The sequence below is a fragment of the Pseudomonas sp. St386 genome, from assembly GCF_018325865.1.
Classification (GTDB): Bacteria; Pseudomonadota; Gammaproteobacteria; order Pseudomonadales; family Pseudomonadaceae; genus Aquipseudomonas; species Aquipseudomonas brassicacearum.
Window position 1 is genome coordinate 4668659 of sequence record NZ_AP021900.1, and the last position, 23673, is coordinate 4692331.

19 protein-coding genes, 2 tRNA genes and 1 pseudogene are annotated in these 23673 nt (G+C 62.3%); 2 read left to right on the forward strand and 20 right to left on the reverse strand.

Annotation, left to right across the window (positions count from 1 at the left end; translation table 11 throughout):
- Positions 1 to 36: 36 nt before the first annotated feature.
- From KI235_RS20550 to leuC, 13 genes are all read right to left on the reverse strand, one after another.
- Entirely contained in the window at positions 37 to 597 is a 561-nt protein-coding gene (locus tag KI235_RS20550) for a CvpA family protein (protein ID WP_003179770.1), read from the reverse strand.
- An 89-nt stretch (positions 598 to 686) separates the two neighbouring features.
- On the reverse strand, positions 687 to 1367 hold the full coding sequence (locus KI235_RS20555; RefSeq protein ID WP_003203843.1) for an SPOR domain-containing protein: 681 nt from the start codon (positions 1365 to 1367) through the stop codon (positions 687 to 689).
- The gene (folC, locus tag KI235_RS20560; RefSeq protein WP_003203845.1) at positions 1351 to 2658 is read right to left on the reverse strand and encodes a bifunctional tetrahydrofolate synthase/dihydrofolate synthase; all 1308 of its coding nucleotides are present in this window, start codon (positions 2656 to 2658) and stop codon (positions 1351 to 1353) included. Before folC ends, KI235_RS20555 begins: the two co-directional genes overlap by 17 nt.
- The gene (accD, locus tag KI235_RS20565; RefSeq protein ID WP_003203847.1) at positions 2655 to 3575 is read right to left on the reverse strand and encodes an acetyl-CoA carboxylase, carboxyltransferase subunit beta; all 921 of its coding nucleotides are present in this window, start codon (positions 3573 to 3575) and stop codon (positions 2655 to 2657) included. Before accD ends, folC begins: the two co-directional genes overlap by 4 nt.
- A gap of 252 nt (positions 3576 to 3827) precedes the next feature.
- Positions 3828 to 4460, reverse strand: coding sequence for a phosphoribosylanthranilate isomerase (locus tag KI235_RS20570; protein ID WP_212795273.1), 633 nt, complete (start codon positions 4458 to 4460; stop codon positions 3828 to 3830).
- Between the two features lie 63 nt (positions 4461 to 4523).
- Positions 4524 to 5348: a tRNA pseudouridine(38-40) synthase TruA gene (gene truA / locus KI235_RS20575; protein WP_003203852.1), complete on the reverse strand. Its 825-nt coding sequence runs from the start codon at positions 5346 to 5348 to the stop codon at positions 4524 to 4526.
- Between the two features lie 370 nt (positions 5349 to 5718).
- Positions 5719 to 8313, reverse strand: coding sequence for a FimV/HubP family polar landmark protein (locus tag KI235_RS20580; RefSeq protein ID WP_003203854.1), 2595 nt, complete (start codon positions 8311 to 8313; stop codon positions 5719 to 5721).
- A 210-nt stretch (positions 8314 to 8523) separates the two neighbouring features.
- Positions 8524 to 9534, reverse strand: coding sequence for an aspartate-semialdehyde dehydrogenase (locus KI235_RS20585; protein WP_003203855.1), 1011 nt, complete (start codon positions 9532 to 9534; stop codon positions 8524 to 8526).
- Positions 9535 to 9786: 252 nt separating this feature from the next.
- The gene (asd, locus tag KI235_RS20590; RefSeq protein WP_003203857.1) at positions 9787 to 10899 is read right to left on the reverse strand and encodes an aspartate-semialdehyde dehydrogenase; all 1113 of its coding nucleotides are present in this window, start codon (positions 10897 to 10899) and stop codon (positions 9787 to 9789) included.
- A 54-nt stretch (positions 10900 to 10953) separates the two neighbouring features.
- Entirely contained in the window at positions 10954 to 12036 is a 1083-nt protein-coding gene (gene leuB / locus KI235_RS20595) for a 3-isopropylmalate dehydrogenase (protein WP_003203859.1), read from the reverse strand.
- A gap of 66 nt (positions 12037 to 12102) precedes the next feature.
- The gene (locus KI235_RS20600; RefSeq protein ID WP_003203861.1) at positions 12103 to 12867 is read right to left on the reverse strand and encodes a class I SAM-dependent methyltransferase; all 765 of its coding nucleotides are present in this window, start codon (positions 12865 to 12867) and stop codon (positions 12103 to 12105) included.
- Positions 12868 to 13009: 142 nt separating this feature from the next.
- Positions 13010 to 13654, reverse strand: a complete 645-nt coding sequence (gene leuD, locus KI235_RS20605; protein ID WP_003203864.1) for a 3-isopropylmalate dehydratase small subunit — start codon at positions 13652 to 13654, stop codon at positions 13010 to 13012.
- 11 nt (positions 13655 to 13665) lie between these two features.
- Complete coding sequence (gene leuC, locus KI235_RS20610) at positions 13666 to 15084, reverse strand: 3-isopropylmalate dehydratase large subunit (protein ID WP_003203866.1); 1419 nt, start codon at positions 15082 to 15084, stop codon at positions 13666 to 13668.
- Between the two features lie 156 nt (positions 15085 to 15240).
- On the opposite strand from leuC, the pseudogene KI235_RS20615 reads away from it, so the two are divergent.
- Positions 15241 to 16130: pseudogene (locus KI235_RS20615) on the forward strand (LysR family transcriptional regulator).
- Between the two features lie 68 nt (positions 16131 to 16198).
- On the forward strand, positions 16199 to 19477 hold the full coding sequence (locus KI235_RS20620; RefSeq protein ID WP_060614033.1) for an EAL domain-containing protein: 3279 nt from the start codon (positions 16199 to 16201) through the stop codon (positions 19475 to 19477).
- Positions 19478 to 19683: 206 nt separating this feature from the next.
- On the opposite strand, the gene KI235_RS20625 is transcribed toward KI235_RS20620, so the two are convergent.
- From KI235_RS20625 to KI235_RS20655, 7 genes are all read right to left on the reverse strand, one after another.
- Positions 19684 to 20136: an Hsp20 family protein gene (locus KI235_RS20625; RefSeq protein ID WP_003203872.1), complete on the reverse strand. Its 453-nt coding sequence runs from the start codon at positions 20134 to 20136 to the stop codon at positions 19684 to 19686.
- A gap of 119 nt (positions 20137 to 20255) precedes the next feature.
- Complete coding sequence (locus KI235_RS20630; RefSeq protein ID WP_003203874.1) at positions 20256 to 21215, reverse strand: tRNA-dihydrouridine synthase; 960 nt, start codon at positions 21213 to 21215, stop codon at positions 20256 to 20258.
- A 112-nt stretch (positions 21216 to 21327) separates the two neighbouring features.
- Entirely contained in the window at positions 21328 to 21777 is a 450-nt protein-coding gene (locus tag KI235_RS20635) for a thioesterase family protein (RefSeq protein WP_003203876.1), read from the reverse strand.
- A gap of 75 nt (positions 21778 to 21852) precedes the next feature.
- Entirely contained in the window at positions 21853 to 22686 is an 834-nt protein-coding gene (locus tag KI235_RS20640) for an alpha/beta fold hydrolase (protein ID WP_212795274.1), read from the reverse strand.
- A 28-nt stretch (positions 22687 to 22714) separates the two neighbouring features.
- Entirely contained in the window at positions 22715 to 23254 is a 540-nt protein-coding gene (locus KI235_RS20645; RefSeq protein WP_003203880.1) for a TetR/AcrR family transcriptional regulator, read from the reverse strand.
- Between the two features lie 181 nt (positions 23255 to 23435).
- Positions 23436 to 23511, reverse strand: a tRNA-Glu gene (locus KI235_RS20650).
- Between the two features lie 75 nt (positions 23512 to 23586).
- Positions 23587 to 23662 (reverse strand) — tRNA-Ala (locus tag KI235_RS20655).
- Positions 23663 to 23673: the final 11 nt, after the last annotated feature.

The window sequence follows — 23673 nt, forward strand, 5'->3', positions numbered from 1 at the left end:
GCAACCCCTACTTAATGGATCTGAACTGAACAACACTTACTGCGGCGTTTTGGCCATCGGCAAGAGGTGTTCCTTGAACGGTATTTCAGCGGGTACGCTGATACCGCTGGCAAGCCACTGACTGCTCCAACCCAGGATCAGGTTTTTGGACCAGTCTGCGACCAATAGAAATTGTGGCACGAGCCGGGACTCCTGCCACCACGTATCCTGCTGTACCGGCCCCAGGCTCAAGAGCCCGACGGCCACGACCACCAGCAACGCGCCACGCGCGGCGCCAAAGGCCATGCCCAGGAACCGGTCCGTCCCGGAAAGCCCGGTGACGCGAATCAGTTCGCCGATCAGATAATTGATCATTGCGCCAACCAGCAAGGTGGCGATAAACAAGATGGCACAGCCCGCGATCACGCGAGCCGACGGAGTTTCGATGTATCCGGCGAGGTACTGGGACAGCGAACCACCAAACATCCAGGCTACGACTCCCGCGATGATCCAGGTCAGCAGCGAGAGGGCTTCCTTGACGAAGCCGCGGCTCAGACTGATCAATGCGGAGATGGCGACGATCGCAACGATCGCCCAGTCAACCCAGGTAAATGGCACGGTGCAGCCTACAGACAGATAAGGCGGCGCATTTTAGCAGAGCGCAGGGCTGTCGGTAAGCCGCACGATTCAAATCAGCTAAATCGCTGTCAGCCGCGCTCTGGCTGGAAGCGCACCACAAAACCCTTGAGGTTCTGCTGGCGGCTGAGCAGATCACGCAGGCGGTCGGCTTCGGCACGCTCGATCAGCGGGCCGACAAACACCCGATTCTTGCCATCGGCGGAACGGATGTAGGCGTTGTAGCCCTGGCTGCGCAGGGTTTTCTGCAAGTTCTCGGCACTTTCGCGACTGGTCAGGCTGGCCAGTTGCACCGACCAACTGACCGACAGGCCATTGGCATCCACGCGGCTTTGCGTGGTGTCCGGCTTGGTCGTGGCGGCGGTAATCGGCTGGCTTGGGGCCGGCTTGACCGCTGGAGCGGCCGGAACGGGGGCTGGAGCCGGAGCGACTGACGGCTTGTTCGGTGCGGCAGGCGCAGGCGTTGCGGGTGCAGGTGCAGGCGCAATCGGCATCGACGGCGCCGACTGCTCGGCCAGCTCCTCGTCGCTCGGGACAGGTTCCTGAGGCAATGCCTGGGGCTCGGGCACCGCCACCGGCTCAACCTGCACAGGCGGTACCGAAGGCGCCTGGGGCGCGGCCGGCGCGTCAACTGTGACCTGGCGTTGCTCGTCCTGACGGGAAAACAGCATCGGCAGGAAAATCACCGCCAGGGCCACCAACACCAGGGCCCCGACCATGCGCTGCTTGTACGCCTTATCCAGCAATGCCATCTGCAGCCTCCTCCGTGGAGCGCCGGGCCAACCATTGAAGGGCCTCGGCAACACAAAAAAATGATCCGAACAGCAGGATTTCATCATCGGCCGTCGCCAGGGCGCACTGCCCTTCCAAGGCATCGGCCACGCTAGCGTAGGCTTGCACTGAAGCGCCATGGCGCTGCAAGGCTTCCTGCAACTGCGCCGCGGTACGCGAGCGCGGCGAATCCAGTGGCGTCACCGCCCAATGCTGGACACTAGCACCCAACGCCTCGACAACGCCATCCAGATCCTTGTCGGACAGCAGCCCGAACACCGCCAGGCGCCGCCCCACCACGGGCCGCCGTGCCAGGCGCTCGGCCAGGTACTGCGCCGCGTGGGGGTTATGGCCGACATCCAGCAACAGGTTCAGACGCTTGCCTTGCCAATCGAACCGACGACGATCGAGGCGCCCGACCACACGGGTCGCCTGCAGCGCCTGGACGATTTGCCCGGCATCCCATGGCAAGCCCAGCAACAGGTAGGCCTGGAGCGCCAGGGCGGCGTTTTCCATCGGCAGGTCCAGCAAGGGCAGATCGTGCAATTCCACCGGATTGCCCTGCAGGTCGCTGCCGCGCCATTGCCAGTGCTGCTCGGTCATCGCCAGGTCGAAATCCCGCCCGCGCAGAAAGAACGGGCAGTTCAATTCGCGAACCTTGTCCAGCAACGGCTGGGGAGGATTGAGATCGCCGCAGAGCGCAGGCGCGCCCTGGCGAAAGATGCCGGCCTTCTCGAAGGCCACGGATTCGCGGGTATCGCCCAGGTAATCGGCATGGTCCACGCCAATGCTGGTGACCAGTGCAATGTCTGCGTCCACCAGGTTGACCGTATCCAACCGTCCGCCCAGGCCGACTTCCAGCACGACCGCATCGAGACCGGCACGGGCAAACAACCAGAACGCCGCCAGCGTGCCCATCTCGAAATACGTGAGGGTTGTATCGCCTCGCCCGGCTTCCACTGCGGCAAAGGCTTCGCACAGCTGGGCGTCAGTGGCTTCGACGCCGTTCACTTGCACCCGCTCGTTGTAGCGCAGCAGGTGCGGCGAGCTGTAGACACCGACGCTCAGCCCCTGGGCCCGCAGCAACGAGGCCACGAAGGCGCAGGTCGAACCCTTGCCGTTGGTGCCAGTGACGGTGATGACCCGGGGCGCCGGCTTGGCCAGTCCCATGCGGGACGCTACCGTTTGCGAGCGCTCCAGCCCCATGTCGATGGCCGATGGATGCAACTGCTCGAGGTAGGCAAGCCAGTCGCCCAGGGTGCGTTGGGTCATAGCCCGGCAGGCACTGGCGGAACCACGATCGGCTCGATCGGTGCGGCGACGAATTTCGGCGTCGGCAGACCCATCAATTGGGCCAGCAGGTTGCCCAGGCGCGGACGCAGCTCCTGGCGATGGATGATCATGTCGATGGCACCGTGCTCCAGCAGGAACTCGCTGCGCTGGAAGCCTTCCGGCAGTTTTTCACGCACGGTCTGCTCGATCACGCGCGGGCCGGCAAAGCCGATCAGGGCTTTCGGCTCACCGACGATCACGTCGCCCAGCATCGCCAGGCTGGCGGAAACACCACCGTAGACCGGGTCGGTCAGCACCGAGATGAACGGAATGCCTTCTTCGCGCAGACGCGCCAGCACCGCGGAGGTCTTGGCCATTTGCATCAGGGAGATCAGCGCTTCCTGCATCCGCGCACCGCCGGAAGCGGCGAAGCAGATCATCGGGCAACGGTTTTCCAGAGCGTAGTTGGCGGCACGAACGAAGCGCTCACCGACGATGGCGCCCATGGAACCGCCCATGAAGGAAAATTCGAAGGCCGAGACCACCACCGGCATGCCCAGCAGGGTGCCGCTCATGGATATCAGCGCATCTTTTTCGCCGGTCTGCTTCTGGGCAGCGGTCAGGCGGTCCTTGTATTTCTTGCCATCGCGGAATTTCAGGCGATCCACTGGCTCCAGGTCGGCACCCAGCTCAACACGGCCTTCGGCATCGAGGAAAATGTCGATACGGGCACGCGCGCCGATGCGCATGTGGTGGTTGCACTTGGGGCAAACGTCCAGGGTCTTTTCCAGTTCGGGACGGTACAGCACCGCCTCGCAGGATGGACATTTGTGCCACAGACCTTCAGGCACCGAGCTTTTCTTCACCTCGGAACGCATGATCGAAGGGATCAGTTTGTCTACCAACCAGTTGCTCATGCTTTCTTTCTCCAGTACCGGCGGCCCGAACGCTTTGGTTCGCGGCCCCGCGTATGCCCTTGAGCTAAATTCATTGTGCGGCGAGTCGAGGGGCCGCCACGGTCAGTGCAAAACATGACCTGCGTGCAACCCAACCTTCCTCTGCCATCCCGGCAACCGCACGGCGGCTACCACTTCGCTATCGGCCCACCCGGAGGCGGCACCTGCCTGCTTTGTACAGTGCTGGTATGGACGGCGGCAGTCTGCCAGCCGTCACATTGACGACTGGCTACTGCGCACAGCGGCCATGAATGCACGAATCTTTGCAGGGTCCTTGATGCCCTTGCTCTGCTCCACACCTCCGCTCACGTCCACCGCGTAAGGGCGAACCTGGCGAATGGCCTGAGCCACGTTGTCCACGGTCAGGCCACCGGCCAGGATAATCGGTTTGTCCAGGCCTTGGGGCACCAGCGACCAATCGAACGCTTCACCGGTCCCTCCGGGAACGCCTTCCACATAGGTGTCCAGCAAAATGCCGCTGGCACCGGCGAAAGCTGCGCAACTGGCGGCAATGTCATCCCCGGCCTTGACCCGCAACGCCTTGATGTATGGGCGATGCCAGCCCTCGCAATCGGCCGGGGCCTCGTCGCCATGGAACTGCAACAAACCCAGCGGCACCGCATCGAGTATTTCGCCCAACTCGCAACGACCGGCATTGACGAACAGGCCCACCGAGGTCACGAACGGCGGCAGGGCCTCGACGATCGCCCTCGCCTGCTGCACCGTCACCGCGCGCGGGCTCTTGGCGTAAAACACCAGCCCGATGGCATCGGCCCCGGCCTCGACCGCCGCCAACGCGTCCTCGACGCGGGTGATCCCGCAAATCTTGCTGCGAACGACCGGCATGGTGGGTAAAACCTCAGGCAAATCCGTGAAAGTCCCGGATGGTAGCAAATGCTGCGGAGGGCGTCAGCCGTCGAGTTCCGAGAAGCCCGTGAGGAAATGTGGCCCGATGTAACGCTCCGGCAGCTCGAATTCATCGCGATATTCGACCTGTACCAGGTACAAGCCAAACGGGTGCGCCGTGACGCCACCGGAGCGCCGGATGCGACTGTCGAGCACTTCCTTGATCCACTCCACCGGCCGTTCGCCAGCACCAATGGTCATCAGCACGCCGGCAATGTTGCGCACCATGTGATGCAGGAACGCGCTGGCGCGGATGTCGAGCACGATCATCTTGCCGTGACGGGTCACGCGCAGGTGATGCAACTCTTTGATCGGCGACTTGGCCTGGCACTGGCCGGCACGGAAGGCGCTGAAATCATGGACGCCGACCAGGTATTGCGCGGCCTCGGCCATGCGCTCGACGTCCAGCGGGCGGTGATTCCAGGTGATTTCTTCGTTCAGGTGCGCCGGGCGGATCTGATCGTTATAGATCACGTAGCGATACCGCCGGGCGATGGCCTTGAAGCGTGCATGGAAGTGCGCCGGCATCACCTTGGCCCAACTGACGCTGACATCGTGGGGCAAGTTGATGTTGGCGCCCATCACCCAGGCCTTCATCGAGCGCTCGACCTGGGTGTCGAAATGCACCACTTGGCCGCAGGCATGCACACCAGCATCGGTACGACCGGCGCAATGCAGCGACACGGGCGAGTCGGCGACTTTGGACAGGGCGTTTTCAAGGGTTTCCTGCACAGTCAATACACCGGAAGCCTGGCGCTGCCAGCCACGATAGCGCGAGCCTTTGTATTCAACGCCCAAGGCGATCCGGAAAAAGCCGTCGGCCGCCATTTCGGCGGCCGGGTTGTCTATGTTTGCCAAGGAATTACAGCCTGCTGAGGTACGCAAAGGCGGGCATTATAAGGCCGATGGCTTGGGATGCCAGTCCGACGGGTGATCCTGTGTTGAATGAGCTGACGCTATCGCGAGCAAGCTTTGCTCCCACCACCCCCCTGTGGGAGCCGAGCTTGCTCGCGATAGCGGTGGGTCAGCTTGCATTGATGTTGAATGTACCTTGGTCATCGAGAGCAAGCTTTGCTCCCACCGCAAATCCCCTGTGGGAGCGAGCCTGCTCGCGATGACGCCAGTCCAAACACCCGCAAATCCCGCCGCAAACAAAAACGGCAGCCTCACCGGCTGCCGTTCTTGTATAACCACTGACTCAAGCCAAACGTGACAACATCTCCTGCGCTTCGCTCTTCTGGGTGGCGTCGCCTTCGCTGAGGACTTCGCCGAGGATGTCGCGGGCGCCGTCGTTGTCGCCCATGTCGATGTAGGCCTGGGCCAGATCGAGCTTGGTCGCCACTTCGTCGGTACCGCTAAGGAAGTCGAAGTCCGGTTCGTCTTCAGCACCGACCAGGGCATCTTCGGCGGTAAACGTCGGCTGGCCCAGGCTGTCGGACAGGCGATCCAGCTCGGCGTTTACATCATCCAGCTCGGACTCGAAGGCATCCTTGGGCGCATCGTGCGCGTCCATTTCGTCAGACAGGGACAGATCGAAGTCCGCCGGCAGTTCGAGATCGTCGGCTGGGGTGTCAGCCAAGGCTGGCGCTTCAGTCGCAGGCAAATCCAGGCCCTTGAGATCGTCGTCCAGGTCCAGCAGGAAGTCTTCGTCGTCGAGCGCCGGGATCGGGGTCGGCGCATCGGCGCCCAGGTCCAGGTCGAATTCCGACAGGTCATCCAGGCTTTCGTTGGCTTCAGTCTGCTGCTTGAGCACCGACTCGAAACTCAGGTCGTCGTCTTCCGGGAACGCGTCCAGCTCAGCGACAGGCTCTGGCGTCGGCGCAGCCGGGGTCGTTTCCAGGTCATCCAGGCTCAGGTCGAAGGCGCTGTCCAGCTCTTCGTCGGTCGGTGTCTTGTCTTCCAACAGCTCCTTGACGTACTGCGCGTCCAGCTCTGCTGCCACTGTCGCGGCGGCCAAGCCAGCGGCGGAGGCGATCACCATGGCCGGGAAACGGCTTTTCAGCTGTTCGACCTGGGCGAAGTTTTCGCCATTGGCCACCAACTGGCGTTCCTGGGCGACGAAAGCGTCGCGGTCGCCCTGCTGACCGTAGACTTCCATCAGCTTCAGGCGCAGGTCGCTGCGCTGGGGCTCGGCCTTGATGCCTTGTTCAAGCAGGTCGGCGGCCTGGTTCAAGCGGCCGCGATCGATATGGGACTGGGCCTGGGGCAGCACGTCGTCGGAGCGCTCGGCAGCCGGAGCCACCAATGGCGCCGCGATAGGCGGTGTGACCACCACAGGCGCAACCACTGGAGCCGGCTTGGGGACTGGCGCAGGGGCAGGCACGGGTTTTGGCTCAAGTTTTACGCTTGGCGGCGGAACATCAATGCCCTCGAAGCTGCTCGGGGGCAGATCGAGCTCCGGGGAGAAGTCAGCCTCCTCCTCGAGGGCTCGGGCCATGCGCAAGTGCTTTTCCGCTTCCTGTTGAGCCTTGCGGCGACGGGCGAGCAACAACAGCAACAACAGCAGGAGCAGCGCGCCGCCGCCAATCAATCCCAGCAGGATCGGATTGGTCAGCAGGTCGTTGTATTTTTGCTCGTTGGACGCGGCAGGCGTCGGCTCGACCGCAGTGGCAGGCGGCGTCGCTTCCGGGGCTGCCTCTGGCGCAGGTGCAGCCGCCGGGGCCTGTGCCGCTGGCGCAGGGGTCAGCTCTGCGGACATTGCAGGAGGTGCCTCGCCAGCAGGAGGAACGGCGGCACCTTCGGCCTGCATCTTGGCCAGTTGGTTGTTCTTCAGCTCGATCAGGCGCTGCAGTTTGTCCAGTTGGCTCTGCAGATCCGCCATGCGGCTTTTCAGTTCTTCGTTATCCCGGCGAGCCGAGTCGAGGCTTTCCTGGGTGACTGCAAGCTTGTTGGTGAGCGCCTGGGCATCGCCGGCAGCGCCCTTGCCCTTGCCGCCCGCCTTCGCTGAGTCAGCCGACACCAGGCTCAAGTTGTCGCGGCCGGCAGCCTGTGCCGGCGCGCCTTCACCACGGCCACGCTTGGTAGCATCCAATTGCTGCTTGCCAGCACCCGCCACGCTACGACGACCCGAGCGCCAGGCGGCGTTCTGCGCAGCCACTTCAGCGATGGCCTGGGGTTGCGGCAATGCAGTGCTTTGCACCGGGTCCGGCAGGCGCAATACCTGGCCGGTCTTGAGCAGGTTGATGTTGCCGTTGATGAATGCGTTCGGGTTCAACGCCTGGATCGCCAGCATGGTTTGCTGGACCGATCCACCGTTACGCACCTTGGCGGCGATTTCCCACAGGGTATCGCGCGGCGTGGTGGTGTATTGCGAAGGCTTGGTCGCCCCGGTGACCGGCGTGGACACGACCTGGGGCGGTTTCGCCCGGGCGGCGTCGGCGGCCTGTGGCGAGAATTTGGAAGGATCGAGCAATACGCTGTAGTCGCGCAGCAGACGGCCGTTGGGCCACATCACCTGCACCAGGAACTTGACCATCGGTTCAGACAGCGGCCGGCTGGACGTTACCCGCAGGACGCTCTTGCCATTGGCGTTGATCACCGGGGTGAAGCTCAGGTCATTGAGAAAGGCCTGGCGGTCGACGCCGGCCTTGGCGAAGTCATCGGGCGAGGCCAGGCTCGGCACGACTTCGGCAGCGGTCAGTTGCTGGACGTCGAGCAACTCGATCTCGGCGACCAGGGGCTGGTTCGGCGTCGACTTCAGGGTCAATTCCCCGAGCCCGAGCGCTTGCGCCATACCGGAGGACAGCGCCGAGGCGGCCGCTATTGCTAACACCAGTTTGCGAACTTGAACCATAGCCTCTTCCTTTGTTTGAACATTCCTCGGCCAGCGAGAAGGTATTGATGCCGCTGCCGTAAGGCATTGCGCGCAGCCCCGAAGCGACGGTGCGCGCGATCATTTCACTCATGCCCCGGGAAAGTCCCCCAGAGGGATGTTCGCCTTCAGCATTCCGACCAAGCATAGCGCCCAGCTAGAATCATTCGACAAATTGATGCCAAGTATCTTTTACAGCAAGTCTTTTATCAACAACTCAGCCACCTGCACCGCATTGAGCGCCGCGCCCTTGCGCACGTTATCTGACGTCAGCCACATATTTAGTTCCGCCGGATCGTCGATCCCACCGCGCACACGACCAACGTAGACCACATCCTGCCCCACCGCATCGCCCACCGCCGTCGGGTAATCGCCCGCATCCACCAGCTCGATACCGGGTGCCGCTTCCAACGCCGCGTTGACCTTGGCCAGGTCGATGGGACTGGCAGACTGCACAGTCACGCTAAAGCTATCGCCAAAAAACACCGGGGCTTGAATGCAAGTTACGGAAATCTTTAACAAAGGTTGATTCAGCACCTGGCGCAACTCGCGGACCAGGCGCTTTTCCAGCTGCGTATGGCCCTGCTCGTCCGGGATGCCGACCTGGGCCAGCAGGTTGAACGCCATCTGCCGATCAAAGAATTTCGGCTCCAGCGGACGGGCGTTGAGCAGCTCGGCGGTCTGGCGCGCCAATTCGCTCACGGCCACGCGGCCCTGGGCCGACACAGCGAGGCTGGCGGTCAGGCTGATGCGCTGCAAGTCCAGGCATTCGCGCAGCGGCGCCAGCACGACCGCCAAGGCCGTGGCCGAGGCGCTGGGGCTACCGACCTGCAACGGCTTGCTCAAACCGGCGAGCACCTGGGCGTTGGCTTCCGGCACGATCTGCGGCGCCTGTTCGGGCGGCAAGGCGCCGGACAGGTCAATCAGCGCACAACCGGCCGCCGTGGCCCGCGGGGCGAAACTCAGGGTCACCGCCGGGCCGGCGGCGAAGAACACCAGTTGGACTTTGCTGAAATCGAACTCGTCGACTTCGCGCACCCGCACGTTTTTGCCGCGGAACATCACCGAGCTGCCTGCCGATTCGCTGCTGGCCAGCAGGTGCAGGTTGCCGACCGGGAAGTCCCGCTCTTCGAGAATCTGGACGAGGGTTTCGCCGACAGTACCGGTGGCGCCGATCACGGCAATATCAAAGGACTGGCTCATGGGTCTACCTCAGGTAAAACGTGGGGAGCGGCACTTTACCGGGTGGTGGGTATGCAGGCAATTGGCCGGAGGCTTTGCAGTGCCTGGGCTGGCCTCATCGCGAGCAAGCTCGCTCCCACATGGGGTCTTCAGTGGCCACAAAACCTGTGGGAGCGAGCTTGCTCGCGATGAGGCCAGCCCTGACACACAACCGCCCCCAATAAAAAACCCGCACCTCTCACAAGGCACGGGTTCTTTCACAGCAGCAATCGATCAACGCTCGAGCAGGATCCGCAGCATGCGACGCAGCGGTTCGGCCGCGCCCCACAGCAGTTGGTCGCCGACGGTGAAGGCGCCGACGAATTGCGAACCCATGTTGAGCTTGCGCAAACGACCCACCGGTACGTTCAGGGTGCCGGTGACCTTGGTCGGGCTCAGCTCCTGCATGCTGATTTCGCGGTTGTTCGGCACCAGCTTGACCCAAGGGTTGTGCTGGCTGATCAACCCTTCGATGTCGGCGATCGGCACGTCTTTGTTCAGCTTGATGGTCAGCGCCTGGCTGTGGCAGCGCATGGCGCCGATGCGCACGCAGATACCGTCCACCGGGATCGGGCTCTTGAAGCGACCCAGGATCTTGTTGGTTTCGGCCTGGGCCTTCCACTCTTCACGGCTCTGGCCGTTAGGCAGTTCCTTGTCGATCCAGGGGATCAGGCTGCCAGCCAGCGGTACGCCGAAGTTCTCGGTTGGGTAGGCATCGCTGCGCATCGCCTCGGCGACCTTGCGGTCGATGTCGAGGATGGCGCTGGCCGGGTTGGCCAGGTCATCGGCGACGGCGGCATGGGTGGCGCCCATCTGCTTGATCAGCTCACGCATGTTCTGCGCGCCGGCACCGGACGCTGCCTGGTAGGTCATGGCGCTCATCCACTCCACCAGACCGGCTTCGAACAGGCCGCCCAGACCCATCAGCATCAGGCTGACGGTGCAGTTGCCGCCGATGTAGTTCTTGGTGCCCGCGTCCAGCTGCTGGTCGATGACCTTGCGGTTCACCGGGTCGAGGACGATCACCGCGTCGTCCTGCATGCGCAGGCTGGAAGCGGCGTCGATCCAGTAACCCTGCCAGCCGGCTTCACGCAGCTTGGGGAAGACTTCGCTGGTGTAGTCGCCGCCCTGGCAGGTCAGGATCACGTCGAGCGTCTTGAGCTCTTCGATGCTGTAGGCATCCTTGAGCGCACCGGTGTCCTTGCCCACGGACGGGCCCTGGCCACCGACATTGGAAGTGGTGAAAAACACCGGCTCAATGAGATCGAAATCCTGCTCTTCCAGCATTCGCTGCATGAGCACGGAACCGACCATGCCGCGCCAACCGATCAGACCTACACGTTTCATCGCAACTACACCTATACAAAAGTGGGCCACCGTCGAAGCGGTGGGCCCGAAAGATTACAGATTCCGCAGCGCGGCGACTACTGCATCGCCCATTTGCTGCGTACCGACTTTGGTACAACCTTGCGACCAGATATCACCAGTGCGCAAGCCCTGGTCCAAGACCACGCTGACGGCTTTTTCGATCGCGTCGGCGGCATCGTTCAAGTTGAAGCTGTAGCGCAGCATCATCGACACCGACAGGATGGTCGCCAACGGGTTGGCAATGCCCTGCCCGGCGATGTCCGGCGCCGAACCGTGGCACGGCTCGTACATACCCTTGTTGTTGGCGTCCAGGGAGGCCGACGGCAGCATGCCGATGGAACCGGTGAGCATCGACGCTTCGTCGGACAGGATGTCGCCGAACATGTTGTCGGTGACGATCACGTCGAACTGCTTCGGCGCACGCACCAGTTGCATGGCGGCGTTGTCGACGTACATGTGGCTCAGCTCGATGTCCGGGTAATCCTTGGCCACCTGCTCGACCACTTCACGCCACAGTTGGCTGGAAGCCAGTACGTTGGCCTTGTCCACCGAGCACAGTTTCTTGCCACGCACGCGAGCCATGTCGAAGCCAACCCGGGCAATACGGCGGATTTCGCTTTCGCTGTACGGCAGGGTGTCGTAGGCCTGGCGCTCGCCATTATCCAGCTCACGGGTGCCACGCGGGGCGCCGAAGTAGATGCCGCCGGTCAGCTCGCGAACGATGAGGATATCCAGGCCAGCAACGATTTCCGGCTTCAGGCTCGATGCATCGGCCAGTTGCGGGTAAAGAATCGCCGGACGCAGGTTGCCGAACAGGCCCAGTTGCGCGCGAATCTTCAGCAGGCCACGCTCAGGACGGATGTCACGTTCGATCTTGTCCCATTTCGGGCCGCCCACGGCGCCCAGCAGCACGGCATCGGCTGCACGGGCACGGTCCAGGGTTTCATCGGCCAGGGGCACGCCGTGCTTGTCGATGGCTGCGCCGCCGATCACATCGTGGCTGAGTTCGAAGCCCAGGCCGTACTTGTCGTTCGCCAGCTCCAGGACCTTGACCGCTTCGGCCATGATTTCCGGGCCAATGCCATCACCTGGGAGAATCAGAATCTGCTTGCTCATGCTTTCCTCGTTTGCTCTGTCGGCACACGCCTGGGCTTTGTACCCAACGCCTGGCCGGGAAAAATGCTATCGCTCGGCCCACAGCACCAGTACATCTGTACTGAACGAACCATCGGCCTCAATTTCAAAATATTCACGCACTTCGTCACCCATCGAGCGCTGCAGCTGGAGAATCGCCGCCCGCATCACCTCGGGGGTGCGCATGCGCTCGACCCAGGAGCGATATTCCAGGCGCAGGCGTTGGCGCGAGGTGCTGCGGGTGTGCAACCCCGCTTCGCTGACCTGGCGCAACCACTCGCCGGCAGAATAATCGCGCACGTGGCTAGTGTCGCGCAGCACTTCGACGCTTTGCAGGTACGTGTCCAGCAACGGCATGCCAGGCGACAGGACGTCGATGAACGCCACCACCCCGCCCGGCTTGAGCACCCGGCGCACTTCTCGCAACGCCAGGCCCAGGTCGCTCCAATGATGCGCCGAATAGCGGCTGAACACGAAGTCGAACTCAGCGTCGGCGAACGGCAGGCGCTCAGCGGCGCCGCATACCGTGCTGATATTGCCCAGGCCACGCTCGGCAGCCGCCGTGGCGACCACGTCGAGCATCTGCTGGGACAAATCATAAGCCACCACTTCACCGGCCAGCGGCGCCACGTGGAAACTCACATGGCCGGCGCCGCACCCCAGGTCCAGCACCCGGGCATCGCCACGACCGGCCAATGCAGCCTGTAGCAGCGCGAATTCAGCGCCCTGGGCGTGCACGGCACTGCTCAGATAGGCCGAGGCCTGTTCACCGAATTGCTTTTGTACAACCTGACTGTGGGCGGTGCTGGTCATGGGGACTTCCTTTTGGTGTTGTGTTGCCTGGGCGGGCCTCATCGCGAGCAAGCTCGCTCCCACAGGGAATTTTTGGCGTTCACAAAACACCTGTGGGAGCGAGCTTGCTCGCGATAGGGCCAGTACTGCCTACATCAATCCATCAAGCATCGCGAAACAACCAAGGCTGGCTCGCCCGGTGCTTGGCCTCGAACGCGGCAATCGCCTCGCCGTCCTGCAAGGTCAGGCCGATGTCATCCAGGCCATTGAGCAGGCAATGCTTGCGGAACGCGTCGATCTCGAAACCCAGTACCTTGCCGTCAGGACGGGTCACGGTCTGGGCGGCCAGGTCGATCTGCAGTTGATAGCCGGGGTTGGCCTCGACCTGCTGGAACAGCTCATCCACGTCAGCATCGCTGAGGATGATCGGCAGCAAGCCGTTCTTGAAGCTGTTGTTGAAGAAGATGTCGGCATAGCTCGGCGCGATGATGCTGCGGAAACCGTACTCTTCCAGGGCCCATGGCGCGTGCTCGCGGCTCGAGCCGCAGCCGAAGTTCTCACGGGCCAGCAACACGCTGGCGCCCTGGTAACGCTCGGCGTTGAGCACGAAATCCTTGTTCAACGGCCGCTTGGAGTTGTCCTGGTACGGCTGGCCGACATCCAGGTAGCGCCACTCGTCGAACAGGTTCGGGCCGAAGCCGGTGCGCTTGATGGACTTCAGGAACTGCTTGGGAATGATCTGGTCGGTGTCGACGTTGGCACGATCCAAAGGCGCGACAAGACCGGTGTGCTGGGTAAAAGCTTTCATGCTGCGCTCCTTCAGATCAATTCGCGGACGTCGACGAAACGGCCATTGACAGCCGCCGCCGCGGCCATGGCCGGGCTCACCAGGTGCGTACGGCCACCGGCGCCCTGACGGCCTTCGAAGTTACGGTTGGAGGTGGAGGCGCAATGCTCGCCCGACTCCAAGCGGTCCGGGTTCATCGCCAGGCACATCGAGCACCCCGGCTCACGCCATTCGAAACCGGCTTCGAGGAAAATCTTGTCCAGCCCTTCCGCTTCCGCCTGGGCCTTCACCAGGCCCGAGCCCGGCACCACGATGGCCTGCTTGATGGTCGAAGCAACCTTGCGGCCCTTGGCGATCACCGCTGCGGCGCGCAGGTCTTCGATCCGCGAGTTGGTGCAAGAACCGATGAACACGCGGTCGAGCTGAATATCGGTGATCGCCTGGTTGGCGCTCAAGCCCATGTATTTCAAGGCGCGGACGATGGAGTCGCGCTTGACCAGGTCCATTTCCTTGGCCGGATCCGGTACGTTCTGGTCCACCGCCAACACCATCTCAGGCGAAGTGCCCCAGCTGACTTGCGGCTTGATCTGCGTGGCGTCGAGCTCGACCACGGTGTCGAACTTGGCATCGGCATCCGACACCAGGTCTTTCCAGGCCTCGACCGCCATGTCCCATTCCGCGCCTTTTGGCGAGAACGGACGACCCTTGACGTATTCCACGGTTTTTTCATCAGCGGCCACCAGGCCAACGCGGGCACCGGCCTCGATGGACATGTTGCAGATGGTCATGCGGCCTTCGACGGACAAGTCGCGGATCGCGCTGCCGGCGAACTCGATGGCATGGCCGTTACCGCCGGCGGTGCCGATCTTGCCGATCACCGCCAGGACGATGTCCTTGGCGGTCACACCGAACGGCAACTTGCCCTCGACGCGCACCAGCATGTTTTTCATTTTCTTGGCGACCAGGCACTGGGTGGCGAGCACATGCTCCACCTCGGAGGTGCCGATGCCATGGGCCAGGGCCCCGAAAGCACCGTGGGTCGAGGTGTGCGAATCGCCGCAGACCACGGTCATGCCAGGCAAGGTCGCGCCCTGCTCCGGGCCGATGACGTGGACGATGCCTTGGCGCACGTCATTCATCTTGAATTCGACGATGCCGTATTCGTCACAGTTATCGTCGAGGGTCTGGACCTGCAAGCGCGAGACCTGGTCGGCAATGGCTTCGATGCCGCCCTTGCGCTCCGGGGTGGTCGGTACGTTGTGGTCCGGGGTCGCGATGTTGGCATCGATGCGCCAAGGCTTGCGCCCGGCCAGGCGCAGGCCTTCGAAGGCTTGCGGCGAAGTCACTTCGTGGATGATGTGACGATCGATGTAGATCAGCGCCGAGCCATCGTCGCGCTGCTTGACCAAATGCGAATCCCAGAGCTTGTCGTAGAGCGTTTTGCCGGCCATCAGACGGTTCCTCATCAGCTTGTTTCTATGCCCCGGGCCTTGAACGAATCAATAACCCCTTGGCTTGTGAGGCTGATCCTATGGGGTTACATTAAATAACTCAAATTCATATTTTTCATACTTTGCATAACCAACTGGAATTCGACCGAAACCGCCATGGACCTCGCCAACCTCAATGCCTTTATAGCCATCGCCGAGACGGGCAGTTTCTCCGGCGCCGGCGAACGCCTGCACCTGACCCAGCCGGCTATCAGCAAGCGCATTGCCGGCCTCGAGCAACAGCTCAAGGTACGCCTGTTCGACCGCCTCGGCCGTGAAGTGGGCCTGACCGAGGCCGGCCGAGCCCTGTTGCCACGGGCCTATCAGATCCTCAATGTGCTGGACGACACCCGCCGCGCCCTGACCAACCTGAGCGGCGAAGTGACCGGGCGCCTGACGCTCGCCACCAGCCACCACATCGGTCTGCACCGCCTGCCACCGTTATTGCGGGAGTTCACCCGACGCTACCCCCAGGTGGCGCTGGATATCCAGTTCCTGGATTCGGAAGTGGCCTACGAAGAAATTCTTCATGGCCGGGCGGAACTGGCCGTCATCACCCTCGCCCCCGAACCCCACACGCTGGTACGGGCCACGCCGGTGTGGGACGACCCCCTGGATTTCGTGGTCGCCCCGGAACACGCATTGCTGGAAAACGGTGCGGTCAGCCTGGCGGACATTGCCTTGCATCCGGCGGTTTTCCCGGGGGCAACACGTTTACCCATCACATCGTGCGACGGCTGTTCGAAGCCCAGGGCCTGACGCCGAACATCGCCATGAGCACGAATTACCTGGAAACCATAAAAATGATGGTCTCCATCGGCCTGGCCTGGAGCGTCTTGCCGCGCACCATGCTCGACGAACAGGTGGCGCGCATTCCTTTGCCAGGCATACAACTCAGTCGCCAGCTAGGCTATATCTTGCACACCGAACGGACGCTGTCGAACGCCGCACGGGCTTTCATGGCCTTACTGGACGCACAAATCGATTTGCCAGGGACAAGGGCATAGGTTGTGCCGCGCCTGTAGGGCCTGAAGCCTGTGCTTAACGCCCAACCCCGCTCAAGGCTCGCGAGATAATGCCCAAACCCGCTGACCACCTCCCGCCCATGCCACGCATCCAGGCGCTCGACCCGAAACGGTCCGAGCAGAGCTGGGACAGCGCGCCGCAGTTGCTGGCCGCCCTGAACGGTGCGCGGCTGGGAGCCTGGTCGTGGGACATCGAGACTGGGAAGATCAGTTGGTCCCGGGGCACTCAGGCGCTGTTCGGCTTCGACCCACGCCAGCCATTGCCGGCGGACGTGGATTACCTGGACCTGTTGCTGCCAGAAGACCGAGCCAAGGCCTTGCGCGCCTTTCATGCAGCAGTGGCCGGGGCGCCACTGGAACAGGCCATGCACCACCGCATCGTCTGGCCCGATGGCAGCCTGCACTGGCTGGAAATCAGCGGCAGCGTGCTGCCCGACAAGCACGGTCGCCCGCGCATGATCGGGGTGATCCGCGAAATCACCCATCAGCGCGAGCGGGAACAGGCGCTGCGCAGCTCGGAAAAACGATTTGCCACGCTCTTTCACCTGTGCCCGAACATGGTGTTGCTGACCCGCCAGGAGGACGGGCTGATCAGCGAGGCCAACCAGTATTTCGAAAGCCTGTTCGGCTGGCCGGTGCATGACGTGATCGGCCGCACCACCCTGGAACTGGGCCTGTGGGTTGACCCCCAGCAGCGGGCGAAACTGGTGGAGGCGACCAAGGCCAAGGGCGAACTGATCAGCATGGAGGTGGAGTTCCGGGCCAGCAACGGCCAGATTCATAACGGCATTCTCAGTGCGCAGAAAGTCGAACTCGAAGGTCAGCCGTACCTGCTGAGCACCTTCCTCGACACCACCGAGCAAAAACTCGCCGAACAGGCCCTCAAGGACAGCCAGGAACGCCTGGACCTGGCCCTCGACTCCGCGCAACTGGGCACCTGGGACTGGCACATTCCCAGCGGCATGCTCTACGGCTCGGCCCGGGCCGCGCAGCTCCATGGCCTGGAGCCCAAGCCGTTCCACGAATCGTTCGATGCGTTTTTCGAAGGCGTCCCCACGGAAGAACGCAACAACATGCGCAATGCCTATCGCAGCCTGCGCGAAGGCCCGGCGGGCAACTATCAGTTGACCTACCGCGTGCAACTGCCGGACGGCAGCTCGCGCTACCTGGAAAGCCGCGCCCGCCTCTACCGCAACGACGACGGCAGCCCCTTGCGCATGGCCGGCACCTTGCTCGACATCACCGATCAGGTGGAGCGCGAACAGAGCCTGGCCGCCTCGGAGGAGAAATTCGCCACACTGTTCCAGGTCAGCCCCGACCCCATCTGCGTCACCCACCAGGACAGTGGCCGATTCCTCGAGATCAACTCCAGTTTCACCCAGACCTTCGGCTGGACCGCCAGCGACGTGATTGGTCTCGACGCCGACGAAATCGGCCTCTGGGATGCCTCGGGCAGTAGCCTGCAACGCATCGAACGGGTGATCCGCGAACAATCGCTGAGCAATGTCGCCATCGTCGTTCACCATAAGAACGGCCAGCCATTGACCTGCGTGATTTCCAGCCGGCAGATCAACGTCGGCAACCAGCCCTGCATCGTCACGACCTTGCGCGACATCACCCAGCAACAACGCTCCGAAGCCGCCCTCAAGGCCAGTGAAGAGAAATTCGCCAAGGCGTTTCATTCCAGCCCCGACGCCATCACCATCACCGAACTAGAAAGCGGTCGTTACCTCGAGGTCAACGACGGCTTCTGCCGGTTGACCGGCTACCGCGCCGACGAAGTGATCGGGCACACCGTCTACGAAGTGGGGATCTGGGCCGAAGAAAAACAGCGGGCCGCCTTGCTGGCCGAGCTGCATCTCAAGGGCCGCGTAGTCCACCAGGAGATGCTCGGGCGCAATAAACGGGGGGAAATCCTTACGGTGGAGGTGTCAGTCGAGCCTATCACCCTCAATGAAACTGCATGCCTGCTGCTGACCGCCCGGGACGTGAGCCTGTTGCGCAATGCCGAAGCCCAGATCCGCCACCTGGCCTACCACGACCCATTGACCAATCTGCCCAACCGGGCCTTGCTGATGGACCGGTTGAGCCAGCAGATCGCCCTGCTCAAACGCCACAACCTGCGCGGCGCCCTGCTGTTTCTCGACCTGGACCACTTCAAGCACATCAACGACTCCCTCGGTCACCCGGTGGGCGACACCGTGCTGAAGATCATCACCGCGCGCCTGGAAGCCAGCGTGCGCCTGGAAGACACCGTCGCACGGCTGGGTGGCGACGAATTCGTGGTGCTGCTCAGCGGCCTGGAAGGCTCGCGCAACGAAGTCAGCAAGCAAGTGCGGACCCTGGCCGACACCCTGCGCGAACTGCTTTCGGAACCGATGTTCCTCGATGGCCAGCGACTGCAGGTCACGCCGAGCATCGGTATAGCGCTGATTCCCGACCACGGTTCCACGCCCACTGATTTGCTCAAGCGCGCCGACATTGCGCTGTACCGCGCCAAGGACTCGGGGCGCAATACCTCGCAGATGTTTCACACCACCATGCAAAAAGCCGCCAGCGAACGGCTGCGCATGGAGACCGACCTGCGCCTTGCCCTGGCCCGTGGCGAGTTCAGCGTGCATTTCCAGCCTCAGGTCGATGCCCGGGACAACCGCATCATCGGCGCCGAAGCCCTGGTGCGCTGGCATCACCCGGAGCTGGGCGCCCAGTCGCCCAATGAGTTCATCAAAGTGCTGGAGGACAGTGGCCTGATCCTGGAAGTCGGGACCTGGATCCTCGATGAAGCCTGCGACGGCTTCAAGCAACTGATCGCCAAGGGCAAGATTGATCCCCAACAATTCAGTCTGTGCGTGAACATCAGCCCACGGCAATTTCGCCAGAGTGACTTTGTCGAACGCATCGAAAATAGCCTCGTCACTCACGGCCTGCCCTTCTCCCTGCTGAAACTGGAGATCACCGAAGGCATCGTGATCCAGAACCTGGACGACACCATCGCCAAGATGCGCCGGCTCAAGAAACTGGGGGTGAGCTTTGCCATGGATGATTTCGGCACTGGCTATTCGTCGCTGACCTACCTCAAGCGCCTGCCGGTGGACACACTGAAAATCGACCAGTCATTCGTGCGCGACGCCACCAGCGACCCCAACGACGCCGAAATCATCCGCGCCATCGTCGCCATGGCTCGTAGCCTCAACCTGATCATGATTGCCGAAGGCGTGGAGACCCTGGAGCAATTGCACTTCCTGCAAGGGCTTGGTTGTCATTTGTACCAGGGTTATTTGCATAGCCGGCCGTTGCCGCTGGAGGCGTTTGAGCGGTTGTTGCCATAATTTGGAACACGGGGCCTTTGTGGCGAGGAGGTTTTATGTGGGAGCAAAGCTTGCTCGCGACTGCAGGCGACCCGGTTTCTGAAGGACCGCATCGCTTTTATCGCGGGCAAACCTTGCTCCCACAACCCCCTTGCCACAATTAATCTTCCACTGATCTCCACAATGAAAAAGGGCACCATTTGGCGCCCTTCTTCATTTACGCTGCATCAGTTTTGCAGCGCGGGTTGCTGCTGCGCTCCGTTGATCGGGATGCGCTTGGCCTTGGCCTCTTCCGGGATCACCCGCAGCAGGTCGATGCTCAACAGACCGTTGCTCAGGCCGGCGGACTTGATCTCGATATGATCGGCCAACCGGAAGGACAGCTTGAACGCACGCTGGGCGATGCCCTGGTGCAGGTAGGTAACGCTGTCGTTACTGGCTTCACGCTTGCCGCCACTGATGGTCAGCACACCTTTTTCCACTTGCAGGTCCAGGTCTTCTTCCTGGAACCCGGCGGCGGCGACTACGATGCGGTACTCGTCATCACCATGTTTTTCCACGTTGTAGGGTGGATAGCTGCTGCCCGGCTCGTTGCGCAGGGCGGTTTCGAACAAATCGTTGAAACGGTCGAAACCTACCGAGGAACGGAACAGCGGGGCCAGCGAAAATGCAGTACTCATGATTCAAATCTCCTGAAAAAATCAGCAAGTTTTTTTGTCTCCGCGACCCGAATTCGGCATCGCGTAACCCCTATCTAGGGACCGCCAAAAACTTTTCAAGAGCTTTTTCTGAATTTTTTTCAGGCCGCTTCGGTGCGCTGCACCCCCAGCAGATGGCCAACCGCGTCCAGGTCGGTTTCCCGGCGCAAAGCGGTAAACAGCGCCACCGCTTCTGGGTAATTGCGGGTCAGCATCGCCAGCCACTGCTTCAACCGGCCCGGGGCCTGGCGCGGTGTCAACTGCTCGACCACTTGCACCCAGAAGTCCTGGAGCATCGGCTGCAGCTCGGCCCAGGACATCTCGACCACGTCCTCACCGGCCCGGGCGGCGGCGATCTGCCGGGCCAGGTCAGGACGGGAAACGAGACCGCGACCGAGCATGATGTCTTCGACACCGCTGATTTCGCGGCAACGGCGCCAATCCTCGACGCTCCAGATATCGCCATTGGCGAACACCGGCACCTTGACCACTTCCTGCACCCGGGGAATCCACTCCCAGTGGGCCGGAGGCTTGTAGCCATCGACCTTGGTCCGCGCATGCACCACGATGTGCGCCGCGCCGCCTTCGGCCAGTGCCGTGGCACACACCAGCGCACCGTCCGGGCTATCGAACCCCAGGCGCATCTTGGCGGTGACCGGGATGTGTTTTGGCACCGCACGGCGCACGTGCTCGACGATTTCGTTGAGCAGTTCCGGCTCCTTGAGCAACACCGCCCCGCCCCGGGATTTGTTCACGGTCTTGGCCGGGCAACCGAAGTTCAAGTCGATAACCTCCGAACCCAACTCGCACGCCAGCGCCGCGTTTTCCGCCAGGCACACCGGATCGGACCCGAGCAACTGCACCCGCAGCGGCACACCGGCAGCCGTCTGGGCACCGGTCAGCAACTCAGGGGCGAGCTTGTGGAAATAGGCCGGCGTGAGCAGGCGGTCGTTGACACGGATGAACTCGGTGACACACCAGTCGATCCCGCCAACACGGGTCAGGACATCCCGCAGGATGTTGTCGACCAACCCCTCCATGGGCGCCAGGGCAATTTGCATGGAAACACACACTCGAACGAAAAAACGTGCGGCAGTTTACCGGATTTTGCCCACAACATCGGAGTCCACCACCAAACCCTGTGGGAGCGAGCTTGCTCGCGATGACGATGGATCAGTCGGTGAGGACCCCGGATGGTTTCAACGCAGGACCATAACCTTCGATGAATTCCGGCGGCATGCGCTTGGGCCTGCCGGTGGACAATTCGATGCAGACGAAGGTGGTCTGGGCCCGCAGCAGCGTGGTGTTGTCGCTGGGCCGAATCAGCTGGAAATGCCGGGTCATCTTCAACCGCTGGTCCCAGTCGACGATCCAGGTCGCCAATTGCAGTTCGTCGCCTTCATAGGCGGCTGCCAGGTAATCGATTTCATGTCGCACCACTGCCATGGCCCGGTCCAGGCGCCGGTACTCCACCAGATCCAGGCCCAGGCGCTGGGAATGGCGCCAGGCACAGCGCTCGAGCCAGCTGACGTACACCGCGTTGTTGGCGTGGCCCAGCCCGTCGATGTCTTCGGCATTTACCTGAAGATCAATAATGAACGGTGTTGCGCGATCCCAGCCCATGCCCCTCTCCTGGTCGAATTGGATCGGGGCAGTGTACCGGATCCGAGCTGGACCGCTATCGCGAGCAAACTCGCTTCAAGCCGATTGCCGCGCTTGCAGACTGCGCCCGGCCAGCAGTGATAACACCCCATCAATGACACGAGGATCGGCCAGCACCCGCTGGTGCCCGCCCTGTGGCAGTCGCAGCAAACGACTGTCGAACCAGGCTTCATGGATCAACTGCGACTCCCTCACCGAAACCGATGTGTCGTCCTCGGCATGGACAATCAACCCCGGCACGTCCAGCTGGTAATGCGCTACATCCATCTTCGAAGCGGACATGCCCACATCGCTTTCCACCTGGCGAATGAACGCCGAACGCGCCTTGGGCGGCAAGCCCATCATCCGGGAGAAACCGCGCAATACCCCAAGGATGCGGGCGGGTGCGGCGATGCTGACCAGCGTCTCGGTACGCAACCCCAACTGGACAGCCAACAGGGCACTGGCGCCGCCCATGGAATGCCCGATCACAGCCTGCAACGGCGGCAGCTCAGCGGCGGCTTCGAGCATGGCCCTGGCAAACAACAGGACATTCGCCTCGCGACCCGGTGAACGACCATGGGCCGGACCGTCCAGCGCCACCACCGTGTAACCGGCGTCAACCAGGGCCGTGATCAGCGCCGCGAACTGAGTCGGCCGCCCTTCCCAGCCATGCATCAGCAAGACTGCCGGGCCTTTGCCCCAGCGCAAGGCCGAAAGACCGAAGCGCAAGGTGATACGCTCGGACGAGGCCAGCAGCGGCAGTTCCCAATCCCGCGGCGGCAAGTTGCGCGGGCGCATGAACAGCGAACGCATCTGCTTGGCCACCATGCGCGGAGCCACCCAACCAAGCGTGCCATTGACGCTACGAATCCAGCTCAGCCTGTTCATCGCTCATCTCCAGGGCTCGCGCCTCAGCTCATCGCACCGCCGACTTGGCGGCGCGCAGCAAACGATCCGATAACTCTCCAGGGCCCAGTGCCCGTGCCAGGGCCAGGCCACCCACCATCAAGGCGATGTCGGCCAGGGCCTTGTCGGCGTCCTCCGGGCTGGCCGCCAATTGCGCGACCATCAACTCGATATGCTCATTGAGCACTTCACGAAACGCATCCGGCAGCCGGCCGAGCTCGCCGACCGATGCAGGGATCGGGCAGGCGTGTTCGGTGGAGTCACGGTGCTTGCGTGACAGATAGAACGCCGCCACCAGAGCGCGCCGCTCTTCGCCTGTCAGCTCGCCGTCCATGTCGGCGATCAGGCCGCGGCGCCGATTGAGCAATTGCTTGAATGCCTCCAGCATCAAGGCATCCTTGCTTTCGAAATGGGCATAAAAACCGCCCACCGTCAGCCCGGCCGCGCCCATCACCTCGCCCACGCTCGGCTCAGCCGGCCCACGCTGGATCAGCGCATCGCTGGCGGCCTTGAGAATACGTTCACGGGTTTGTGCCTTTTTATCGCTCATCGTCGCCTCCGAATATTACGATTGAAATATTATTCCTATAATAATTTTCCGCAAGCGGAAATTTTGACCGCTGGTCAGAAGTCTATTTTCAAGGATAAGGGAATTGGCCGAACGCCAGACAAACAAAAGGGCCATTCAAGAATTGAATGACCCTTATAAAATCCCGCAGAGCGGGTAATCGTGGCGTCCCCTAGGGGACTCGAACCCCTGTTACCGCCGTGAAAGGGCGGTGTCCTAGGCCACTAGACGAAGGGGACACAAACCTTCTGACTTGATCAGCGCTGAGAACTGATCGATTCAAGGACGGTGTGGCCAGACCTTGAACCTGTAATTGGTGGAGCTAGACGGGATCGAACCGTCGACCTCTTGCATGCCATGCAAGCGCTCTCCCAGCTGAGCTATAGCCCCGGATTTTTCGC